The organism is Pseudoxanthomonas wuyuanensis, from assembly GCF_900215535.1.
Taxonomy (GTDB): Bacteria; Pseudomonadota; Gammaproteobacteria; order Xanthomonadales; family Xanthomonadaceae; genus Pseudoxanthomonas_A; species Pseudoxanthomonas_A wuyuanensis.
On the sequence record NZ_OCND01000010.1, the window covers coordinates 1 to 19,211 of the forward strand.

Sequence of the window (19,211 nt, forward strand, 5' to 3'; positions counted from 1 at the left end):
AGACCCCAGAATATCGACTTCTGGGAGATGCAAGCCAGCTCAGACTGCCCATATGCCTTGGTGCTGCGGGCTTTCAGGGATTTTGCAGGGCCGACGATTTACGCACCTCCCGCTGGCTTTTCTCCATGGAGTGATTGACCTTGGCGTTTCGGTTCGCTTAAGTGGCGTTGCTCAAGTCAAAGCTCGTCACCCCGACGGCTTTCAGCGGATGGTGACTTATTCAGCATTTCCTTAATCGCTCAAGTAGTGGATTCTGATCCCCATGTATTGCGGCTACGACAAACAAAAAGCCCGCAGCAATGCGGGCTTTTTGTCTATTCTTTATCTATCGGCTACCAACATTGATCTGCGCTGGTAGCCGTGCCGCTTTCGCCGCGCACTCCCTGTTGGTTCAATGTCAACGTGCCGCACAATGTATCGCGGGTCGACTGTGCCCCTTGGGGGACCGCTTGAAGCGTAAAGGCTTTGGCATTTAGCGAACCTGCGACCAAACTAACCTGGTAATGCGGTGAAACCTCGTTGTCGCATTGGGCGATGGCGGGCGCGCTGCCCGTCTTGTTGTAAGTCAAGTGGGTGGTGTAGTAGCGCTCCATGAACTGAGCGCGTTCTTGAAGGCAGGAAGCGCCAGCCGCACGGCGCGATTTGACTATCTGATCCTGGTAACTGCCATAGGCGATAGTGGAAAGAATCGCCACCACCGCCACCACAATCATCAGCTCCAGCAGGGTGAAGCCTGCCTCCGCGCGGAATTTTCTAGCCATCGGCATGTTGTTCATGGGTTCCCCTGCTGGTCCATTGTTCGTTAGTCGGCCACCACTTCCCGCCACGAAACGCGGGAGGGTTGCAGCATAGACGAGTTGGTCTTGATCACATGGCCTTTTGCATTGTCCATGTTGGTCAGCATCACGTCGCCAATGAAGATGGGATTGTTCGGCCCGCTGGGCAAGCCAAGACCGGAGGCGGCGTTTCCGTTGACCAGGTCGTCGTTGTCGAATTTCCCATCGCCATTGGTGTCGAAGAAGGACTGCGGCAACCTGCCACCGGTGAAGGGATTGATGGCCATGACAAAACCGCGGCCACTGGGATCGCAGATATCCTCAGTGTCGGGAATGCGCGTAGTGCCAATCAGTGTCAATCCCTGGAACATATTGGGCACCACCATTCGCTCGCCTTCCGCGGTACTACCCGAGGTAAGCAGATCCATGTACCAGCCGTTGGTACCAGGCGCCGTACTCTCGTCAATGACACGGGCGCTGAAACCGTTGGTCAATTCAACGTCCGCAATAATGGCTATCTGCTTCAGTCCTGTCCGTCCGCTGATGGGACTGCCGCGGTCGATAATGCCGTACCAGCTCTGTACTTCCTTGTTGGAGAGGTCGTCGCGATTCAGATAACGGCCGGTCCCAAAGAATACCCAAGTCTGCCCGCTACTGGGGTGCTTGGAAACCATCGGCGCTGCGGTAATAGGCTGCTCGGTACTGCCGTACTGCGCCTGGAACAATGCCGTTACGGTGGGCGTATTCGCAGTGAGGTTGGTGATCTTCCACAGGTTGCCGCGCAAATCGCCGGCATAGACCACATCGACGAAATCGGAAACGCCTGTATTCCAGGCATTGACGCCCGACATGCCGTTATTGGTACCTACGCCAGTATTCACTGTAGTGGCATTGCCGTTGCTCAACCGGATCGTAACCAGCTGCGCCTGATCGCCCGTACTGTTGGGGCCATTACCGATAAGCACACGCCAATCCCCATCAGCCAGCTGGGCGATGATCGGCTTGCCCAGCACGTTGCCCAGGGCCGGAATATCGGTGGCGTTCTTTTCCCACAGCAATTTCACGGCACTGGGATTGGTCACATCCAGCGCATAGACGCCGCGCCCGCCGCGCCCCAACGTACCGACGAGAATGGATTTCCATGCGCCACCGATGTACGCGTCGGCCACGGTGATTTCGCCATCCACGTAATAGCGGTGCACGTAGTCGGGACTGGTGTATTCCCTCAAGTTGGCGACCGCTTCGGAAGGAACGAAAGCGAAGGTTTCTTCACCGGTAGTGGCGTCAAAGCCATGCAGCATGCCGTCATTGGCACCCACATAAACCACCGGCTTCCGCGACGCCTGTGCCGCCACGAATGCACCGTAAGAGCTCGCCCCCGTGAACTCGGCGCCATAGAACAGACGACCGTTCGGAGCCCCGACGTACACCAGCTGCGAATTGACGATATCGCCCAGGATGCCCTGACGCGTCCGCAAGTTGCCATTGGGTTGTTCGTTGGCGCGTTCGCCCCGCAGATAGTCGACCACCTGCTGCGAACCCAACGCCGCCGATTGGCTGGCGGTCAGGTTGGCATAGCGGAAGTCCTGAAGCGTACCGCCACTGTTGATGCGGATGTTGCGTTGTTCCCAATTGGGAAACTGGCTACTTGCAGTCCACTTTTGAGTCAGCGCGCCGGTGGTGGCGTTGACGTTGTAAGCCACCAGTTCACCGCGCCAGGATTGCGCGTAGAACTGGGCCTGATAGGTCACCGCACCTGTTTCCAGCCGGGTGGTGTTTGAAGCGAACGAACCGCCTGACCCCAGCATCTCTTCAATGATGTTTTCGAAGGCCTTGCGCAGGCTGGACACCATCTTGTCCGCTTCGCTGGCCACATAGAAGTTGTCGGCTCGCGGATAATTGTTGGGCGTCGAGGTGATACCGCCGTTGGCGCCGCTGGTCAGGTAGTCGGTGGTGTTATGCCACCAGGCCGTGTCCAGCGCTTCGGTCCGTGCGTAGGGATCGAATCCATTCGGGACCCGGAAGCCACCGTACTTGGCCGCCAGCCAGTATTGGTTGGCGTTGCGCGGTTCAAGTATCTGCCTTTCGCGGACATCAACCCAATGGGTAGAAATGGTCTGCATGCCTTCGGTTTGCGGCGCATCCTCATCGTCCGGCCGGATATCGCGAGTATGCGAGTCGTAGGCCAGGCCTGCGATATAAGCGGAATTCTGCCGGCCGGTGAATGGATTGGCCAATGTGCCCAGCCCCTCAAGGTCGAACACTTTCTGGGTCGCAGTGACCACGTCCACGGTGGTGTCATTGGCGACTTCGGTCGGCTTGCCGGGCTCGCCGTCACCTGGGGTGCTACCGGGCAGGTTCTTGTCCCGATGCGTATAAACGTCGCCGATGCCCAGGATCACATTGGTCTGGCAGCTGTACTTGATCGGGTCGTCCCATTGGGTGATCACTGGAAAGCCGTCGGCCAACCCGTAGATATCGCCGGACATGTTGGAGTACGCCGGCACATTACCTTGATTCTTGAAGTAGCGGACAGCCGCGTAGTACAGCTCGCTGACCGGATCCAGCGACTTGGGATTGTTGTTGGTCATCTGGCCGAAGCGGTTCAGATAATTGATGACACCGCTGTGATTGACCCCGCCGCCTGTGGCTGCCGCATCCGCTGAATCGGGATTGTCGTACAACACCCCTGTTGTCGGATTCCATTCCGCATTCGGGTTGGTGTCGGCGTCCTGGTCAGGGTAATTCCGCAGGGGTCCGACGAACTTCTGGCGCGCGCGCATAACGCCGCCGTCCCGATTCCATGCGGAATCATTCAGATAGCCGAAGATGCTGTAACGCAAGCGGCCCGAATACTCCTGGATAAGGCCTTCCGGCTTGTACCCTTGTGAATACCGTTGGCAGTTTGATTCCAGGCCTACAGCGGCGTTACACACTTCAACGCGCATGCTGACTTCATAGACCGGAAGCCCGTCGACGCGAACGCCATTGACCACAGTATCGGTCAGCGCGTGGTCTTCTGGATTGTAGGCGACGACGCTTGCCGGGTTGTCCAGATTGCCATCGCGGGTGAAGTACATCTTGTTGCCCAGTCCTTTAATCCTCACTTTGAAGAGGGACCAAGCAGCCGGTGTAGCACCACCAACTAGAGTACTGTTTGTCCCTGTTTCAGGAATGATTCGATTGGGATAGAGCGATTCTCCGGGAGCGCTCTGACGAGCCTTCTCCAGCCATGTGGTTGTCGGCGTATCCTTGACGCGATAACCACCAGTCAGGGCCAAACGAAAAGGATCGATCGTCTGCGTTGCCGCCCAAGCAAGGAAATTGCCGCTCCAGCGATTTGCGCCCGAGCAGGTCTTGTTGCCGGTCAACGCCACCGGCCTGAAATGACGTTCGGATTCAGTATCCGAATAGACATATTCATAGCACTTCCCGGCGTCGAAGTAGCCCATGTAAGCGCGGCCGACATCATAGGGGCCGATATTGGCCTGGCTGTGGATGGTCGGATACTCGACCGAAGGCACCAGGGCCAGATTGCCGGGGACGCTATTGCCCACGTACAACGGCGATGGCGATATAGCGACCGAAGAATCCGCGGGCATCGAACTGAGCACTGCGAACGCACCAATCAACATTGCGCCAAACCTGGACAAATGGCGTCGTGCAAAAGGCAAACTGCGGCGGTGCGGCATATCCATGGACTTTGCTCCGGAGACAGAAGGACGATGAACGCTATTCATGGCCTACGCCCCTTACTTGACGACGACATTCGATTGCAGGACGACCACTGAACGGTCGCTTCCGGAAGGATTCTGGCTGCGTGCGGTGATTCGGTAGAAATGTTGCAGCGGTACGCCGCCGGTACCGCCGTACTGGGCTGCATTGGCGCTGCTGCCGAGCTTCAGGTCATCCTCGTTGGTGTACTGCCCCATGTACTCGATGTAATACTGGGGAACGCCGGGGCTGAGGTCCTGGTCGATCGTAGCGGCATTGCTCCAGCAGTACTGGCCGGAACCGGTGCAGCCCGCTGTGCCGGTTGTGGCGTTGATCGGCACCGAAGGACAGACCGTACCGGTGGCGGAGCAGTTGAAGCCGATGATGTTGCCAGCCAGGCTTGCCGCCTTGATTTGCGCCTCGGCGTCGCGCAGCGCGGATTCCGCAGCCTGGAACGACAGGCTGCGATCGAACAGGTTTGCGCTCATCCGCTCCTCAAGCAGCGTGCTGCGCAGGACCGCCAATCCCAGCAACGTCATCACCAGCAGCAGAATCAGCACGATGACCAGCGATGCACCGCGTTGGCTGCCAGCAGGCAAACGAGAACTGATCGGATTCATAGATTGCGATTCCTCAAAGTCACGACATGCGCCACGTCGCGCGTCAGCGGCGTGCCGTCCACATCAACGTTCTCGTTGCTTTGCATCGTCAGTACCACGCGCACGGCCGAAACCAGGTTCCAGTCGGTAATGGCTGGATTGTCAGCATCGACATAATCCGTCGCCTCCGGCATCAGGTACTGCAACTTCATGTCATGCACGCCTTCGGCGATTTCCTGCGGCTGCCTGGACGGCACACCGCCTGAATTGGTCAGCTGCACCTGATACAACGAACGGCGCTGCGCATCGCTTTTGCTGACGCCGATATACCAGGCCGTCGCGCGCAGGCGCGCAATGACCGAATTGGGGCCATAGGCATAAGGAGTACCGAGCGTCGTACATACCGGCGGATCCGCCCAGCCCAGCCCCTTGCTGCAGTTGCCCGGTGTTCCGGTACCACTGTTATGCGTCACGGTGACATTGATTCCACTCTGCGCACCGGTAATCTGGAAAATGGAGGCCTGCACGAAATCGCAAACCATGACGATATCGCCATCCTGCAAACCATGATTGGCCGTGCTGACCTTGAACTGCGCCGAGGTCGGCAGATGATCCACCACCGTCGCTGCGCCGGCTTCGCCGGATCTGAGTTCAATCGCATCGGTACCGGCCACCCGGGCGCCGCCAGCGGTCCCGAAAGCCGCACCGCCGAATGCCTGCGCACCGGTATAGCCACGGACGCCATTGCCCCAGTCGGTTCCCCAAATTGTATTGGGGTTGAGTACATTGACGATACGCGAATTGCGCGAGCACGGATTGCCCCCTGCCTGGCGTAGTTCGCGTGCCATCAGTTCATAGCCGACCCGCGCGTTTTCCTGCACACGGCTCAGGTTTTCAGCGGTACGGAATACCTGCTTGTTCGAGACGAAGATGCCGATGGCGGCCCCTATCACTAACAGGCCCAGGACCAGCGCAATCATCAGCTCGATAAGCGTGACGCCATAAGCGTTGCGGCGCAGTGGAATACGCATGGAAGGATTTCGCTTCATAGACGGGCCTTGGTAGTAACTTGGTTACGGCCTGAAGCAACGGCACCTTTGGCGCCGTCATCGGTCGCGCGCGAGTCGTCCCATTCGACCGTGACGGTGAAAATGTTGCCGTTGTGGCTGATGGTGCCGCAAGTGCCTGCGTCTTTACCCATGCTTTCGCGCATCCCAACAAACCACTGATATCGATCGCGTTGCGCCAGCGTGGCGCCACTACCCGGGACAGCAGGCAGAGCGCAGGTTTTTGCCATGTCGTAGGCGCTCGCGATTGCTTGATCACGATTGGCACGCATGGCATCCAGGATGGAATAGGTCTGGATGGTGGCCTGCGTGCGCTCAAGCGCACTCTGGTTGTTGCGCAGCGCCGTGGCCTGCATGGCGGCGACACCCAACAGGCCCACACCAAGGATCAGCACCGAGATCAGCACCTCAAGCAGAGAGGCACCCTGCTGTTGCCTGGACATATTTTGCAAACGTGACATCGATGGACTCCTGTTTGGCTCTAGGGACAGGCGCCCGCGCCATTGGACGACGCGCTGCTGATACGACTGCCGGTTGCCAAGTTGACGGTGCGACGGTTCTCAGCAGGGCGGGTGGTCGGGATACAGACCACAATGGCATTATCCAAGAGGGCGCCCGCGGCGTTCCGCGCCATGCCATCGGCACGAAAGGTAATGCTCGGATTCGCGCTGGTGACCTGCAGCGGCGCTTTGGCGGTGTTGACGCGGACGATTTCGGCGGCAGCCGGCGCTCCGTTGCTGTCCGTGTCCACGAACGTGATCCACTGGGTCCATTGCCCTGCCCCGGCACAGGTAGCGCCATCGGTGCTGCGGCAGATGATGGTGCGGCGATTCAGCCGGATGGCTTCGGTGCGCGCCACTTGCAGCGACGCAATGACCTCGTTGGCCTGCGCGGCCAGCCGGTTGCTGTTGATGAGCGAAGTGAAGCTGGGAACGGCCAACGTAATCAGGATCGCCAACACGGCCACCGTCACCAGCAGCTCCAACAGCGTAAAGCCGGCAGACGAGACATACCGGAACGGCGCCTCATGGCCATTCGGACGGTATCCGGGACAAACCTGCATAGGCATACGTCGCTTCCCCAAGTGAGCGTGCCGCCACACTAGGCCTCTCGCAAGAGCTCTGCCAGTCGGGAGCCGATGAGCGGCCCGGCGGAAAGCGTCAACGGCAGCGGGACTGCCATCTGCCCGCGCAGCGAGGCATGATGCGCAATCCCGCGCCGCCACTTGCACCCAGTGATGAAGCCGACCGAGCCAACCTCCCCGCTGGATGCACTCTGGCAAGCTCCCGTGATCGCCTGGGCCATGCTGGCGGGTGAAGGTGTGGCCGCCGTGCTCGCTCTTGCGCCGGGAACGTCGGACAACCGCTGGGTTGCCTTCGGGCTCATCTCACTGGTTGTCCAGTGGGTCGCCTTGGGCACGTTGGGCGGCTTGTATGCGGGCCGCCGCTGGTTGGCCCGTCTTCGTCCCACCTACGTCGCCTATCTCGCACTGGCGATGCTGTTGCTGGCCAGCTGGTTGATCTGCGGCCTGGGTTGGCTGTTGCTGGGTGAGCTGTGGCCGACGACAACGCAGGAAGCGCAGCGCATGTTTCTGCGTATCTCCGGCATTACCCTCACCGTAGGTTTGATGGGCCTGGCCGCGTTCCAGAACCACTGGCGAACCAGGCAAATGGCGGTCCGCGCCAAACAGGCGGAACTGGAGGCGTTGCAGGCGCGCATCCGGCCACATTTTCTGTTCAACACGCTCAATACCGCCGCCGCACTGGTGCATCAGAGACCCGACGCAACCGAGCGATTGCTGCTGGATTTGGCGGACCTTTTTCGTGCGGCCCTGGGAGGACCGGCAGAAGTCGCGTTGGCCGACGAACTGGCTCTGACCCGCCACTACCTAGAAATCGAATCGCTGCGTTTCGGCGATCGGCTAAGGGTGAATTGGCGGTTGCCCGAGAACCTGCCGCCGATCCCCATCCCTACCCTTTCCATCCAGCCGTTGGTGGAGAATGCGATCCGCCATGGCGTGGAACCCACCGCATCCGGCGGTGAAATCACGATAGAAGTCGCCATTACAGCCGGCACCGTCAACGTGATCGTCACCAACCCGCTGCCGGGTTCCGGGCCTCTCAACGGCAGCGGCCACCACGTCGGATTGAGTTCGGCGCGCGCGCGCGTGCTGGCGATGACAAGGGGCCTGGGACGATTGGAAACGGCCATTGCCGATGGGCACTATACCGCCACCATCACGCTCCCCATGCCCCACTGAAGCGGCAGCACCGGGGCCACCGCCTCCGTATCGTCCACCAGGCCGCCGCGTGGACTTTGGTCAGGCCATCACCCGGTAACAAGGCTGGTACTCGCCGGCGATCTTCATGCGCCGCTGCTGCACGAAGGCGCGCAGCAAGGCGTCCAGCGCCTGCATCATGTCCGGGTCGCCGTGGATTTCGAACGGGCCGGACTGCTCGATGCGGCGCATGCCTTCTTCTTTCACATTGCCCGCCACGATGCCGGAGAACGCCCGCCGCAGGTCTGCCGCCAGCGCATGCGCTTGGCGACCATGATGCAGGTCCAGCGCCGCCATCGCCTCATGCGTGGGGGCGAACGGCTGCTGGTAGTCCTGCGGGATCTGGATGGCCCAGTTGAAGAAGAAGGAATCCTTTTGCGCGATGCGATGCTCGCGGACACGCTTGATGCCGGCGGTCATGGTCCTGGCCACCGCAACCGGGTCGCCGATGATGATTTCGTAGCGCGACGCGGCCGCCTCGCCCAGGGTCAGGCGGATGAAACGGTCGATCTGCTCGAAATAGGGCGCGGCGATGGTCGGCCCGGTCAGGATAAGCGGGAACGGCAGGTCGGCGTTTTCCTCGTGCAGCAGGATGCCCAGCAGATACAGGATTTCCTCGGCGGTGCCGACGCCGCCGGGAAACACGATGATGCCGTGGCCGATGCGGACGAACGCCTCCAGGCGCTTTTCGATGTCCGGCATGATGACCAGATGGTTGACGATGGGGTTGGGCGATTCGGCCGCGATGATGCCCGGCTCGGTGATGCCGATGTAGCGCGTGGTGCGCTTGCGCTGCTTGGCGTGGGCGATGGTGGCGCCCTTCATCGGCCCCTTCATCGCGCCCGGCCCGCAGCCGGTGCAGATGTCCAGCCCGCGCAGGCCCAGCTCGTAGCCGACCTGCTTGGTGTACAGGTATTCGTCGCGCGATATCGAGTGCCCGCCCCAGCAGACCACCAGGTTGGGATCGGCCGGGCGCAGGATGCGCGCGTTGCGCAGCAGGCCGAACACCGCGTTGGTGATGCCGGCGGAGGTTTCCAGGTCCGCCGCGTACTCCGGACCCAGTTCGATCGCGGTATAGGCCAGGTCGCGGACTACCGCGAACAGCAGTTCGGCCACACCGCGGATGATTTCGCCATCGACGAACGCCATCGCCGGCGCATTGAGCAGATCGATGCGGACGCCACGGTCCTGCTGCAGCACCTGGATGTCGAAGTCAGGGTACAGGTCGCGCGCCGCGCGCGGGTCGTCCGAGGCGCTGCCGCTGGTCAGCACCGCCAGCGCGCAACGGCGCAGCAGTTCGTGCATGCCGCCGCTGGAGGCGTCCCGCAGGCGTGCTACTTCGACCCGCGACAACACGTCCAGTCCGCCGCGCGGGTAGATCCGCGCGTCCTGCACCGGCAACGCCCTCGATGCCCCATCATTCATATGCTTCTTTTTCCATCGTTCTCATCGTCAAGACCATGACTTTAGCGCACTCCCGCGCCCAAGGCATTCCCATAAAAAAACGGCCGGGTTACCCCGGCCGTCGAAGTGCTGCGTTGAATTGGTATCAGAACTTGTAGCGGAAGCCCAACTGGACCGACCACTGCGATACGCCGGTATTGAAGCCGTCGGCGTCGGCGTTGGCCACGGTCGGCGAATCTGGATTGCTGAAGGTGTAGACGTACTTGCCGTCGACGATGCCAGGCGACGACAGCACTCGCTGGTTGGCGAAGAAGCCGTAGTCGTAGATATGGCCCCAATCCTTGTTGATCAGGTTGCCGACGTTCTGGATATCCAGCCAGATCTCCGACTTGTGGCCCTTGAAGAAGCCAGGCAGCTCCTGGCTCAAGCGCACGTCGAACGTATTGACCCAGGATGCACGGCCGGCATTCTTCGGCGTGGTGGTACCGGCATAGCGAGCCAAGTCCGGATTGTTGCCCAGCCATTCGAAGAACGCCTGTTCCATCGCAGGATCGGCCACGAACTGGCCCGCAACGAAGCTGCCGAACAGCACGTCACCCGGGCCGGACGGCACATAGAACAAATCGTTCGCGGAGCGATTGTCGCCGTTGACGTCGTTGAAGTAGACGTAGCTGAACGGACGACCGCTGCGGCCTTCATAGACCAGCCCGATCTCGGACTTGTAGTCGCCGAAGAAATTGTGCTTCCAGTTCAAGGTGCCCAGGATGCGATCCTTGATCTCGTAGCGCGAGGTCGCTTCGGCTTCCTCGTTGGCATCGAACACATAGTTGTAGTTCCAGCCGGAGGTCGCGGTCGAACTGGTCAGGCCGCTGACTTCGGTGGCATTGGTATAGGTGTAGGCCAGGCTCCAGGACCAGTCGCTGTTCGTGGTCCACGGCTTGTTCAGGCCGACCGTAAACTGCTGGCTCTTACCCTTGTCGGTCGTGTCCAGCAGCAACACGGAATCATAGTCGCGATCGCGAAGGAAACGATTCTGAGAGCTTGACCATGCACTACCTGCAGTCGCCGGGTTCCAGAACAGATCACGCCCATCCTGCCCCGTCAGCGTGGACGCTCCGAGGTTGAGGTTGCGATAGAACAGCGCGCTCTTGACCTTGGTCACCAGGATTTCGGCCGAACCGACGATGCCGTACCAGGGCAACTCGTGTTCAAACGCCAGGTTGGCCTTCCATACCGACGGCTGCTCGAAATCAGGATCAATGAAATTCACGTTCTGCAGCTGCGACGCGGCATCCTGCGGAATCGGCTGGTTCAGGCCATCGCCGCTGAACGGCAAATCCTCCCAGTTCTCCGGAGATGCCAGGTTCTGCGAGTATTGGATGTAGTTGAAACCCGTCGTGTTATAGGCATTGCTGAGCCACACCTGCGGCGACTCGCCCTGGAACAGACCGATACCGCCGCGCAACTGGGTCGGGCGATCGCTGTTGAAGGTGTAGTTGAAACCGAAGCGCGGCTGCACCAACCAATCGCCGCTGAGCACCTTGCTGTTGTTGTAGCCGAAGTCGGCCTCCGCCTGCGCGTTGTAGGCCGGGTTGACATTGACGTCAGGCTTGTCGGCGCGAAGACCGAAGGTAAGGGTCAGATTGTTGTTGACGAACCACTGGTCCTGGACGAACAGGCCGTAGGTCTTGTACTTGAACGCACCGGCGACGGACTCGAAGCCCTGACCCGGCTGCGGCGTACGCAGCGTGTAGTTGGTCCAGCGGCCGGCTTCGAAGTTGTCCAGGCCGAAAAACTCGTACACACCGTACAGTTGCGGGCCGTAGATGTTGTAAACATCGTTGGTGCTGTAATCGGCACCGAACTTGATGTCGTGATCGCCCAGGGTCAACGTGCCAGCACCGAACGCATTCCAGGTTTCGGTGTACAGCGCATTCTGATGCGAGTTGACCTCGGTACCCAGCCATAGCGAGTCGCCGGAAGGCGCGGCCTCGGTGCCACCAAAGTAGATGCGCACGCTGGGCGCATTGGTCGGCGTTTCGCGAACCGCCGAGTAGTCGCGGTAGGACACCTTGAACTCGGTGGAGAAGTTGTCGGTCCAGTCGCTGAACAGCTGGCCGACATAGCTTTCGACCGACTTCACATGCTGGTACCAGTACGAGCTCAGCGAAACCTGGCTGCTGTTGATGCCGTTGACGCGCAATTTGCTCTGCTCCAGCTTGCTGTAACGCAGGCTGGCGCGATGATTGTCGTTGATGTTCCAGTCGAGCTTCAGTGCGTACTCTTCCAGATCGGTGTCGCCCGAGCTGTCGAAGCCGCCCGCGTCGATGCCGTAACCTGCCGCAATCTGCTGCGCACGGGTGATGTCGTCCATATCGATGACGGCGTTGGCCTTGCCAAGCGCGCTGCCGGCGATATCCGCGCCCGGAGCTTCCTGCTTGAACTTCTCGTAGTTGGCGAAGAAGAACAGCTTGTCCTTGACCAGCGGGCCGCCGAAGGTGGCGCCGTAGGTCTGCTCCTTGGTGAAACCATTGAACGGCGCACCGGTCGGGTCGTCGCCGAACCAGTCGCCATCGCGGTAGGTGCCGTAGACCGAACCATGGAATTCGTTGGTGCCGGACTTGGTCACCGCATCGACCACGGCGCCGGTGGCGCCGGTGATGGTCACGTCATAGCTGGCCAGGTCGATGTTGATCGCTTCGATGGCATCCATCGCCACCGGCTGGCGGCGGGTCGGCATGTTGTTGCCTTCCAGGCCGAAGGTGTCGCTGGCCGACACGCCGTCGATGCGGATGGCGTTGTAGCGCGGGTTCTGGCCACCGGCGCTGATGCCGCCTTCGGCACGGTTGACATAGGACACGCGCGGGTCAAGGCGCATGAAGTCCTGGATGTTGCCGTTGATGGACGGCAGCGCTTCGATGGTCTGGCGATTGACGTTGGTGCCGGCGCCCATCTTGGTCGCGCTGAATACTTCCGAGCCGCCCGCGAAACCGACAGCGGTAACGGTTTCCAGCGTGGTCATGTCGCCGGTCAAGGCGGCATTGACGGTGCTGACCTGGTTGAGGTTCAGATAAACATTGTCTTCGGTCTTGGTGCCTTCACCGGACTTGGTGATGGTGATCTGGTACGGGCCGCCGACGCGCAGGCCGCGGGCGTTGTAGCGGCCGCTGGCATCGGTGGTCGCGCGGCTGACCGTGCCGGACTCGACGTGGGTGATGGTGACTTCAGCGCCGGCAACCGGCGCACCGCCGTTGTCGGTGACCAGGCCGCCGACACCGGCGGAGGTGCTCTGCGCAAAGGCCGGCGCAACGGCCAGCGCGGCAACAAGGCCAAGGGTCAGTTTGGAGATCCGGAGACAACGGGATTGATTCATGGGTTGTAAGCCTCGATACGGGAAGTTGGCGATGCGAAACAGGCTGGCTACACGAACGCGTGCGCGGACCTCGTAGAGGTCCAGCGGCTATGGGTGCTATGGGTTGTTCTGGTTCCCTTGGCCCACGCGGGTCGGCGCGTTAAGGTTAATAAGAGGTTAACACGATAGGACCAATTTGTGACCGCCGCATGACATTCTTTTGCGCTGCAGCATGCCCCGCCCGGACCGCTCAGATGTTGGGCGGGGTCAGCTTTAGGTAGGTGGCCACGCCGTCCAGGATCATCTGCACCGAAATGGCCACCAGCAGCATGCCCATCAGCCGCTCGACGGCGGTCAGCACGCTGCGGCCCAGCCATTTGTAGAGGATCGTGGCCGACAGCAGGATGGCGGCGGTCGCGCCCCAGGCGATCACCAGGGCCAGGCTCCATTCGCCCAGCCGGGCCGGCTCGGTGCTGCCCATCAGCATGACCGCGGCCATGCCGGAAGGCCCGGCCACCAGCGGGATGGCCAGCGGCACGATAAACGGCTCTCCGCCCGGGATTTCCCCCATCAGGCCCTCCGGGCGCGGGAAGATCATCCGCACGCCAATCAGGAAAAGCACGATGCCGCCGGCGATGGCCACCGACTCCTGGCGCAGATGCATCATGTCCAGCGCGTACTTGCCGCCCCACAGGAACACCATCAGCACCGCCAACGCGATCAGCAGCTCGCGCACCAGCACGATGCGCTGGCGCCGCGGCGGCAGCGGTTTGAGCACACTCAGGAACACCGGGATGTTGCCCAACGGGTCCAGAATCAGGAACAGCAGCAGCGCCGCCGACAGGATGGTCACTGCCTGACTTCCCAGACCTTCCCGCGGTGTTCGGCGCCGGCAGATGACAGCAGCGTGACACAGGCCTGCGCATAGCCGGCGGGCGGGCATGACTGCTGCTCGTCATCATCGGCGTAGGCGCGAGCCCGCAGGGAGGTGCGCATCGGCCCCGGCTGCAGCGCCGAAACGCGTACCGGCGATGTCGCCAGTTCCGCGCCCAGCATCGCCACCAGGCCGGCCAGGCCGTGCTGGGCCACACCATAACCGCCCCAATAGGGCTGGCCGACCCGGGAAAGATCGTCCAGCGCAAAGACCAGTGCCGGGTCGTCGGAGCGCTTCAGCAGCGGCAGGCAGGCCTGCGACAGCCACCACGGCGCGGTCAGGTTGACGTGAATGGCGCGTGCGAAGGCGGCCGGATCGGTATGTTCCAGCGGCGTCAGCCCACGGAAATCGGCCGCGCAATGCAGCACCCCGTCCAGGCGCCCGAGTTCGGAATACAGCCGGTCGGCCAGTTCGGCGTAATCGTCCGGCGAGGCGCCCTCCAGATCCAGCGGGTACAGCAGCGGCTCGGGGCCTAGCTTGGCGACCGCATCGTAGACACGGTTCAATTTGGGCAGCTTGCGGCCCAGCAGCACCGTGGTCGCGCCAGCGGCCGCGCAGGCCTCGGCGGCCGCGCTGCCCAGGCCGCCATGGGCGCCGCTGATCAGCACCACGCGGCTTTCCAGCACCCGCGGGGCGCGGGTCGGCAAACCGATCAGGCTCACTGCGGCAGCGCCTCGGCAACGATGCGTTGCAACTCGCCGGACTCGAACAGTTCCAGGGTGATATCGCAACCGCCGATCAGTTCGCCGTGGATGAACAGCTGCGGATAGGTCGGCCAGTTGGAGAACCGCGGCAGATTGGCGCGGATCTCCGGCTCTTCCAGTACGTTGATGGTGTGCAGGCTGTCGGCGCCGGCCGCCTTCAACGCCTGCACGGCACGGCTGGAAAAACCGCACATCGGGAACTGCGGCGTGCCCTTCATGAAAAGGACGATGGGGTGGTTGTCCACCTCGGCCTGGATGCGTTCCATCACCGGCATGCTGTTTTCTCCTGCATTGACGGTATGCAAACCGCCGTCGGGTACACTTTCGGTCCACTCCGCCTGGCCATGCCCGGCGGAGGCCCATTGTAAGCCCTGCGCGTCGCCAAACCGACGCCCGACTCACCGCCTAGCGTTAAGGATCCCTGCCATGGCCATCGAACTGCCTCCCCTTCCGTACGACCGCACCGCGCTGGAACCGCATATCTCCGGCGAAACCATCGACTACCACTACGGCAAGCACCACAAGACCTATGTGGACAACCTCAACAAGCTGATCGAAGGCACCGAGTTCGCCAACCTGACGCTGGAAGAGATCGTGCGCAAGTCGCAGGGCGGCATGTTCAACAACGCCGCACAGATCTGGAACCACACCTTCTACTGGAACTGCCTGAAACCCAACGGGGGTGGCGAACCCACCGGCAAGCTGGCCGAGTCGATCAACAAGGCCTTCGGCGACTTCGCCAAATTCAAGGAAGAGTTCACCAAGACCGCCATCGGCACCTTCGGCTCCGGCTGGGGCTGGCTGGTGCAGCGTCCTGACGGTTCGCTGGCGCTGGCCAGCACCTCCAATGCCGCCACCCCGCTGACCGGCGAAGACACTCCGCTGCTGACCATCGACGTGTGGGAACACGCCTACTACATCGACTACCGCAACGCGCGCCCGAAGTACGTGGAATCGTTCTGGGCGCTGGTCAACTGGGATTTCGTGGCCGGCAATCTGAAATAAGGCTTCCGCACCGCCGCCTCATGCGAACGGCCGGGGAAACCCGGCCGTTTTTGTTGATCAAGAACGTCGGTTGTAGGAGCGACGGTTTTCAACAGCCGAATGGCTGGTCAAGTCGCGATGCTTTATCGGTGAAGCCTTATCGCGACTCACGTCGCTCCTACAATCAATGTTGGTTTATGTAAGCAGGCGCCCCACCACCGGCGCCACCTGGGCCTGGCGGCCAAGCGCGTCGCCGGCCTGCTGAAGCGCCTGCGCCAGTCCGGTCGGATTGTCCGCCCGCAGCGTGGCATGCCCGACCTTGCGCCCGGCGCGCGGCTGCTTGCCGTAGTCGTGCCAATGGCCGCCGGCCTGGTTCAGCACCGCGGCGGCATCGGGCATGGCGCCGATCCAGTTGAGCATGCAGGCATGGCCCAGCGTGTCGGTGGCACCCAGCGGCAGGCCGAGCACCGCGCGCAGGTGATTCTGGAACTGCGAGGTCTCTGCGCCTTCGATGGTCCAGTGGCCGGAATTGTGCACGCGCGGCGCCATTTCGTTGGCCAGCAGCTGGCCATCGCGGTAGAAAAGCTCCAGCGCGAACACGCCGACATAGTCCAGCGCTTCGGCCAGCTTGCGCGCATGGCCAAAAGCGCTCTGCGCCAATGCGGCGTCCACCGTGGCCGGTGCCAGGCTGGCCGACAGCACGCCGTCGACATGCCAGTTCTCGGTCAGCGGCCAGGTGCGGAATTCGCCGTCGCGGCCGCGCACCGCCACCACCGACAGCTCGCGTTCGAACGGAATGAAGGCTTCGACGATCAAACCGACGCTCGAAGCCTGCTCGCCCAGCGCCTGCCAGGCAGCCTCGATATCGGCCGCCGTCCTGATGCGGAACTGGCCCTTGCCGTCGTAGCCCAGCCGCCGCGTCTTCAGGATGCAGGGCCCGCCAATGCGCGCGACTTCGGCCTCAAGTTCGGTCCGCGCCGATACCGCGGCGAACTCGCCAACCGGGATGCCGAGGCGGCGGAACAGGCTCTTTTCGACCATCCGGTCCTGCGCCACCGCCAGTGCGCGCGGATTGGGAAAAACCGGAATGCGCTGCGCCAGCCACTCGGCGCTTTCGGCCGGTACGTTCTCGAAATCGAAGGTGGCTACGTCCACGCGCGAGGCGAATTCGGCCAGCGCGGCTTCGTCGCGGTAGTCGCCAACCAGCAACGGCGCGAACTGGCCGGCGCAGGCGTCGGCTTCGGTGTCCATCACCAGGAAGCGCAGTCCCAGCGGCGCGCCGGAAAGCGCCAGCATGCGGGCCAGCTGCCCGCCTCCCAATATACCGACGGTGGTCATGCGCGAAGTCGCTCCCGTAATCCGGCCTGCCACTCCAGGCGAACTCGCATGGCACCTACTCCCCCTCTCCCGCTTGCGGGGTGAGGACGGCCTGCTGGCGCGGCACTGCCGCGCAGGCCGTCCGAACGCCCGGCGTGCTGCGCCGGGCCGGGGCGCGGATGGGAAGGGGGAGACAGACGTGCGCGCAGCGCGTGCTTGTCGATACCTACCGTCGTGGTCATTGGCGCGGGTCGTCGTGGGCCATCACATCGTCGGTCTGACGCGCGCGGAAGGCATCCAGTGCGGCACCGATGGCAGGATGCTCCGGCGCCAGCAGTGCAGCGGCGAACAGCGCCGCGTTGGCCGCACCGGCGTTGCCGATGGCAAAGGTGGCCACCGGGATGCCGGCCGGCATCTGCACGATCGACAGCAGCGAGTCCATGCCGTTGAGCGCCTTGGATTGCACCGGCACGCCCAGCACCGGCACGGCGGTCTTGGCCGCCAGCATGCCCGGCAGGTGGGCGGCGCCGCCGGCGCCGGCAATGATCGCGCGCAGGCCGCGCACGCCGGCCGATTCGGCATACGAGAACAGCACATCCGGGGTGCGGTGCGCCGACACCACTTTCACCTCGTACGGAACGCCCAGCGCATCGAGTTTCTGCGCGGCATGCTGCATGGTCTCCCAGTCCGAGCGGGAGCCCATCACGATGCCCACCACGGGGCCGGAAACGGTGGCGGTCATGGCCGTCCTCTGTCGCAAAGACGTATTCTACCCTCCTTGCCGAACGACGTTGGACCCCATGGATCGCAAACTGCTGGACCTGCTGTGCTGCCCCACCACCCGCCAGCCGCTGGCGCTGCTCGAGGCGCGCGGGCTGGATGCCCTGAACCGGGCCATCGCCGCCGGTGCCGTCAAGCGCGCCGACGACAGCGCGCAGACCGATGCCCTGCGCCAGGCGCTGGTGACCCGCGACCGCAAGACCGTCTACCGCGTGGATGACGGCATTCCGGTGCTGCTGGCCGAGGAAGCCATCGCCACCGCCCAGGTCGAGGACTTCCCGGCGCGATGAGCGGTCCTTTCATGCCGCCGCCGGCCGAAACCATTGCCGCCGACGTGGCACGCGCGCTGGCCGAAGACGTGGGCAGCGGCGATGTGACCGCGGCGCTGCTGCCCGATGTGGCCGATATCGCCTACCTGCTGTGCAAGGAAGACGCCGTGATTGCCGGGCGGCCGTGGTTCGACGCCTGCCATCGGGCGCTCGATCCGCAGGTGCGGATCGACTGGCGCGTTGGCGAAGGCGACCGCGTGGCGGCCGGCACCGTGCTTGCGACCTTGTCCGGCCGCGCCCGCGCACTGGTGACCGCCGAACGTGCCGCGCTGAATTTCCTGCAAACCCTGTCAGGTACCGCCACCGTCACCGCGGCCTATGCGGACGCCGTCCGCGGTACCCGCACCCGCATCCTGGACACCCGCAAGACCCTGCCCGGCCTGCGCCTGGCGCAGAAGTACGCAGTGCGCTGCGGCGGCGGGCTCAACCACCGCATTGGCCTGTACGACGCGGTGATGCTGAAGGAAAACCACATCCGTGCCGCCGGCTCGCTGACCGCAGCGGTCCGCGCCGCGCGCGCGGCGCAACCGGCGCTGCCGCTGATCGTGGAAGTGGAAACGCTGGCGCAGCTGGATGAGGCGCTGGCGGCCGGCTGCGAGCGCATCCTGATCGACGATTTCGATGCCCAGACCCGGCGCGAAGCGGTCCGCCGCGCCGCCGCCGCGCCCTTCGATGGCCGGATTCCGCTGGAGGTTTCCGGCGGCGTGGACCTGTCGAGCGTGCGCGATATCGCCGAAGACGGCGTGGATTTCATCTCGATCGGCGGCCTGACCAAACATGTGCGCGCCATCGATCTGTCGATGAAGCTGGGGCCGGCGCCGCCACCTCTGTAAAGCCCAGGTAGGATGCGGTGGGCAAGGCGAACCGCATCGCTCGCGGCGCGCCCGAGACACGGCGTTGTCCGCACCGCGCGCGATGCGGTGCGCCTTGGGCTTACCGCATCCTACGGGCTTCACGGTATTCGCTTGTCTGC

Annotated in this window: 17 protein-coding genes; 4 read left to right on the forward strand and 13 right to left on the reverse strand. The window is 62.7% G+C overall.

What is annotated here, in order from left to right; genetic code table 11:
• Positions 1–332: 332 nt before the first annotated feature.
• Genes CRO39_RS16885 through CRO39_RS16910 form a run of 6 tightly spaced genes read right to left on the reverse strand, consistent with a single transcriptional unit; the run spans position 333 to position 7,225 of the window.
• Positions 333–776: a type IV pilin protein gene (locus CRO39_RS16885; RefSeq protein ID WP_097123144.1), complete on the reverse strand. Its 444-nt coding sequence runs from the start codon at positions 774–776 to the stop codon at positions 333–335.
• A gap of 26 nt (positions 777–802) precedes the next feature.
• Positions 803–4,474, reverse strand: coding sequence for a pilus assembly protein (locus tag CRO39_RS16890; protein ID WP_238394619.1), 3,672 nt, complete (start codon positions 4,472–4,474; stop codon positions 803–805).
• A gap of 54 nt (positions 4,475–4,528) precedes the next feature.
• Positions 4,529–5,110: a pilus assembly PilX family protein gene (locus tag CRO39_RS16895; protein ID WP_097123146.1), complete on the reverse strand. Its 582-nt coding sequence runs from the start codon at positions 5,108–5,110 to the stop codon at positions 4,529–4,531.
• Positions 5,107–6,120 carry a PilW family protein gene (locus CRO39_RS16900; RefSeq protein WP_097123147.1) on the reverse strand — a complete coding sequence of 338 codons (1,014 nt, stop codon included), beginning with the start codon at positions 6,118–6,120 and terminating at the stop codon, positions 5,107–5,109. Before CRO39_RS16900 ends, CRO39_RS16895 begins: the two co-directional genes overlap by 4 nt.
• A 14-nt stretch (positions 6,121–6,134) precedes the next feature.
• Positions 6,135–6,617, reverse strand: coding sequence for a type IV pilus modification protein PilV (gene pilV / locus CRO39_RS16905; RefSeq protein ID WP_097123148.1), 483 nt, complete (start codon positions 6,615–6,617; stop codon positions 6,135–6,137).
• A 20-nt stretch (positions 6,618–6,637) separates the two neighbouring features.
• On the reverse strand, positions 6,638–7,225 hold the full coding sequence (locus CRO39_RS16910; protein ID WP_238394618.1) for a GspH/FimT family pseudopilin: 588 nt from the start codon (positions 7,223–7,225) through the stop codon (positions 6,638–6,640).
• A gap of 168 nt (positions 7,226–7,393) precedes the next feature.
• On the opposite strand from CRO39_RS16910, the gene CRO39_RS16915 reads away from it, so the two are divergent.
• Positions 7,394–8,416: a sensor histidine kinase gene (locus tag CRO39_RS16915; protein WP_097123150.1), complete on the forward strand. Its 1,023-nt coding sequence runs from the start codon at positions 7,394–7,396 to the stop codon at positions 8,414–8,416.
• A gap of 60 nt (positions 8,417–8,476) precedes the next feature.
• Here CRO39_RS16915 and ppnN read toward each other — a convergent pair whose 3' ends face one another.
• From ppnN to grxD, 5 genes are all read right to left on the reverse strand, one after another.
• Entirely contained in the window at positions 8,477–9,859 is a 1,383-nt protein-coding gene (ppnN, locus tag CRO39_RS16920; protein WP_097123151.1) for a nucleotide 5'-monophosphate nucleosidase PpnN, read from the reverse strand.
• 124 nt (positions 9,860–9,983) lie between these two features.
• A complete protein-coding gene (locus tag CRO39_RS16925) occupies positions 9,984–13,211 on the reverse strand; it encodes a TonB-dependent receptor (RefSeq protein WP_176520225.1) in 3,228 nt (1,075 codons plus the stop codon).
• Between the two features lie 229 nt (positions 13,212–13,440).
• A complete protein-coding gene (locus tag CRO39_RS16930; RefSeq protein ID WP_097123152.1) occupies positions 13,441–14,043 on the reverse strand; it encodes a YhgN family NAAT transporter in 603 nt (200 codons plus the stop codon).
• A complete protein-coding gene (locus tag CRO39_RS16935) occupies positions 14,040–14,786 on the reverse strand; it encodes an SDR family NAD(P)-dependent oxidoreductase (protein WP_097123153.1) in 747 nt (248 codons plus the stop codon). Before CRO39_RS16935 ends, CRO39_RS16930 begins: the two co-directional genes overlap by 4 nt.
• Positions 14,783–15,103, reverse strand: coding sequence for a Grx4 family monothiol glutaredoxin (gene grxD / locus CRO39_RS16940; protein WP_097123154.1), 321 nt, complete (start codon positions 15,101–15,103; stop codon positions 14,783–14,785). Before grxD ends, CRO39_RS16935 begins: the two co-directional genes overlap by 4 nt.
• 151 nt (positions 15,104–15,254) lie before the next feature.
• On the opposite strand from grxD, the gene CRO39_RS16945 reads away from it, so the two are divergent.
• Complete coding sequence (locus CRO39_RS16945) at positions 15,255–15,833, forward strand: superoxide dismutase (protein ID WP_097123155.1); 579 nt, start codon at positions 15,255–15,257, stop codon at positions 15,831–15,833.
• Between the two features lie 174 nt (positions 15,834–16,007).
• Here the strand turns inward: CRO39_RS16945 and CRO39_RS16950 are convergent, their stop codons facing one another.
• The gene (locus CRO39_RS16950) at positions 16,008–17,150 is read right to left on the reverse strand and encodes a 5-(carboxyamino)imidazole ribonucleotide synthase (protein ID WP_097123156.1); all 1,143 of its coding nucleotides are present in this window, start codon (positions 17,148–17,150) and stop codon (positions 16,008–16,010) included.
• A gap of 217 nt (positions 17,151–17,367) precedes the next feature.
• The gene (gene purE, locus CRO39_RS16955; protein ID WP_097123157.1) at positions 17,368–17,871 is read right to left on the reverse strand and encodes a 5-(carboxyamino)imidazole ribonucleotide mutase; all 504 of its coding nucleotides are present in this window, start codon (positions 17,869–17,871) and stop codon (positions 17,368–17,370) included.
• Positions 17,872–17,929: 58 nt separating this feature from the next.
• Here purE and CRO39_RS16960 point away from each other — a divergent pair, with 58 nt between their 5' ends.
• Positions 17,930–18,199: a Trm112 family protein gene (locus CRO39_RS16960; RefSeq protein ID WP_097123158.1), complete on the forward strand. Its 270-nt coding sequence runs from the start codon at positions 17,930–17,932 to the stop codon at positions 18,197–18,199.
• Complete coding sequence (gene nadC / locus CRO39_RS16965) at positions 18,196–19,071, forward strand: carboxylating nicotinate-nucleotide diphosphorylase (RefSeq protein WP_097123159.1); 876 nt, start codon at positions 18,196–18,198, stop codon at positions 19,069–19,071. The genes CRO39_RS16960 and nadC overlap by 4 nt, the downstream gene beginning before the upstream one ends.
• Positions 19,072–19,211: the final 140 nt, after the last annotated feature.

What these genes read in the sequence shown, in the direction of transcription:
- CRO39_RS16900 (WP_097123147.1), bottom strand. Translation starts at nt 6,120, where the DNA reads ATGCGTATTCCACTGCGCCGCAACGCTTATGGCGTCACGCTTATCGAG.
- CRO39_RS16910 (WP_238394618.1), bottom strand. Translation starts at nt 7,225, where the DNA reads ATGCCTATGCAGGTTTGTCCCGGATACCGTCCGAATGGCCATGAGGCG.
- CRO39_RS16950 (WP_097123156.1), bottom strand. Translation starts at nt 17,150, where the DNA reads ATGACCACCGTCGGTATATTGGGAGGCGGGCAGCTGGCCCGCATGCTG.
- grxD (WP_097123154.1), bottom strand. Translation starts at nt 15,103, where the DNA reads ATGCCGGTGATGGAACGCATCCAGGCCGAGGTGGACAACCACCCCATC.
- nadC (WP_097123159.1), top strand. Translation starts at nt 18,196, where the DNA reads ATGAGCGGTCCTTTCATGCCGCCGCCGGCCGAAACCATTGCCGCCGAC.
- pilV (WP_097123148.1), bottom strand. Translation starts at nt 6,617, where the DNA reads ATGTCACGTTTGCAAAATATGTCCAGGCAACAGCAGGGTGCCTCTCTG.
- CRO39_RS16945 (WP_097123155.1), top strand. Translation starts at nt 15,255, where the DNA reads ATGGCCATCGAACTGCCTCCCCTTCCGTACGACCGCACCGCGCTGGAA.
- purE (WP_097123157.1), bottom strand. Translation starts at nt 17,871, where the DNA reads ATGACCGCCACCGTTTCCGGCCCCGTGGTGGGCATCGTGATGGGCTCC.
- CRO39_RS16895 (WP_097123146.1), bottom strand. Translation starts at nt 5,110, where the DNA reads ATGAATCCGATCAGTTCTCGTTTGCCTGCTGGCAGCCAACGCGGTGCA.
- CRO39_RS16885 (WP_097123144.1), bottom strand. Translation starts at nt 776, where the DNA reads ATGAACAACATGCCGATGGCTAGAAAATTCCGCGCGGAGGCAGGCTTC.
- CRO39_RS16960 (WP_097123158.1), top strand. Translation starts at nt 17,930, where the DNA reads ATGGATCGCAAACTGCTGGACCTGCTGTGCTGCCCCACCACCCGCCAG.
- CRO39_RS16925 (WP_176520225.1), bottom strand. Translation starts at nt 13,211, where the DNA reads ATGAATCAATCCCGTTGTCTCCGGATCTCCAAACTGACCCTTGGCCTT.
- CRO39_RS16915 (WP_097123150.1), top strand. Translation starts at nt 7,394, where the DNA reads ATGAAGCCGACCGAGCCAACCTCCCCGCTGGATGCACTCTGGCAAGCT.
- CRO39_RS16890 (WP_238394619.1), bottom strand. Translation starts at nt 4,474, where the DNA reads ATGGATATGCCGCACCGCCGCAGTTTGCCTTTTGCACGACGCCATTTG.
- ppnN (WP_097123151.1), bottom strand. Translation starts at nt 9,859, where the DNA reads ATGAATGATGGGGCATCGAGGGCGTTGCCGGTGCAGGACGCGCGGATC.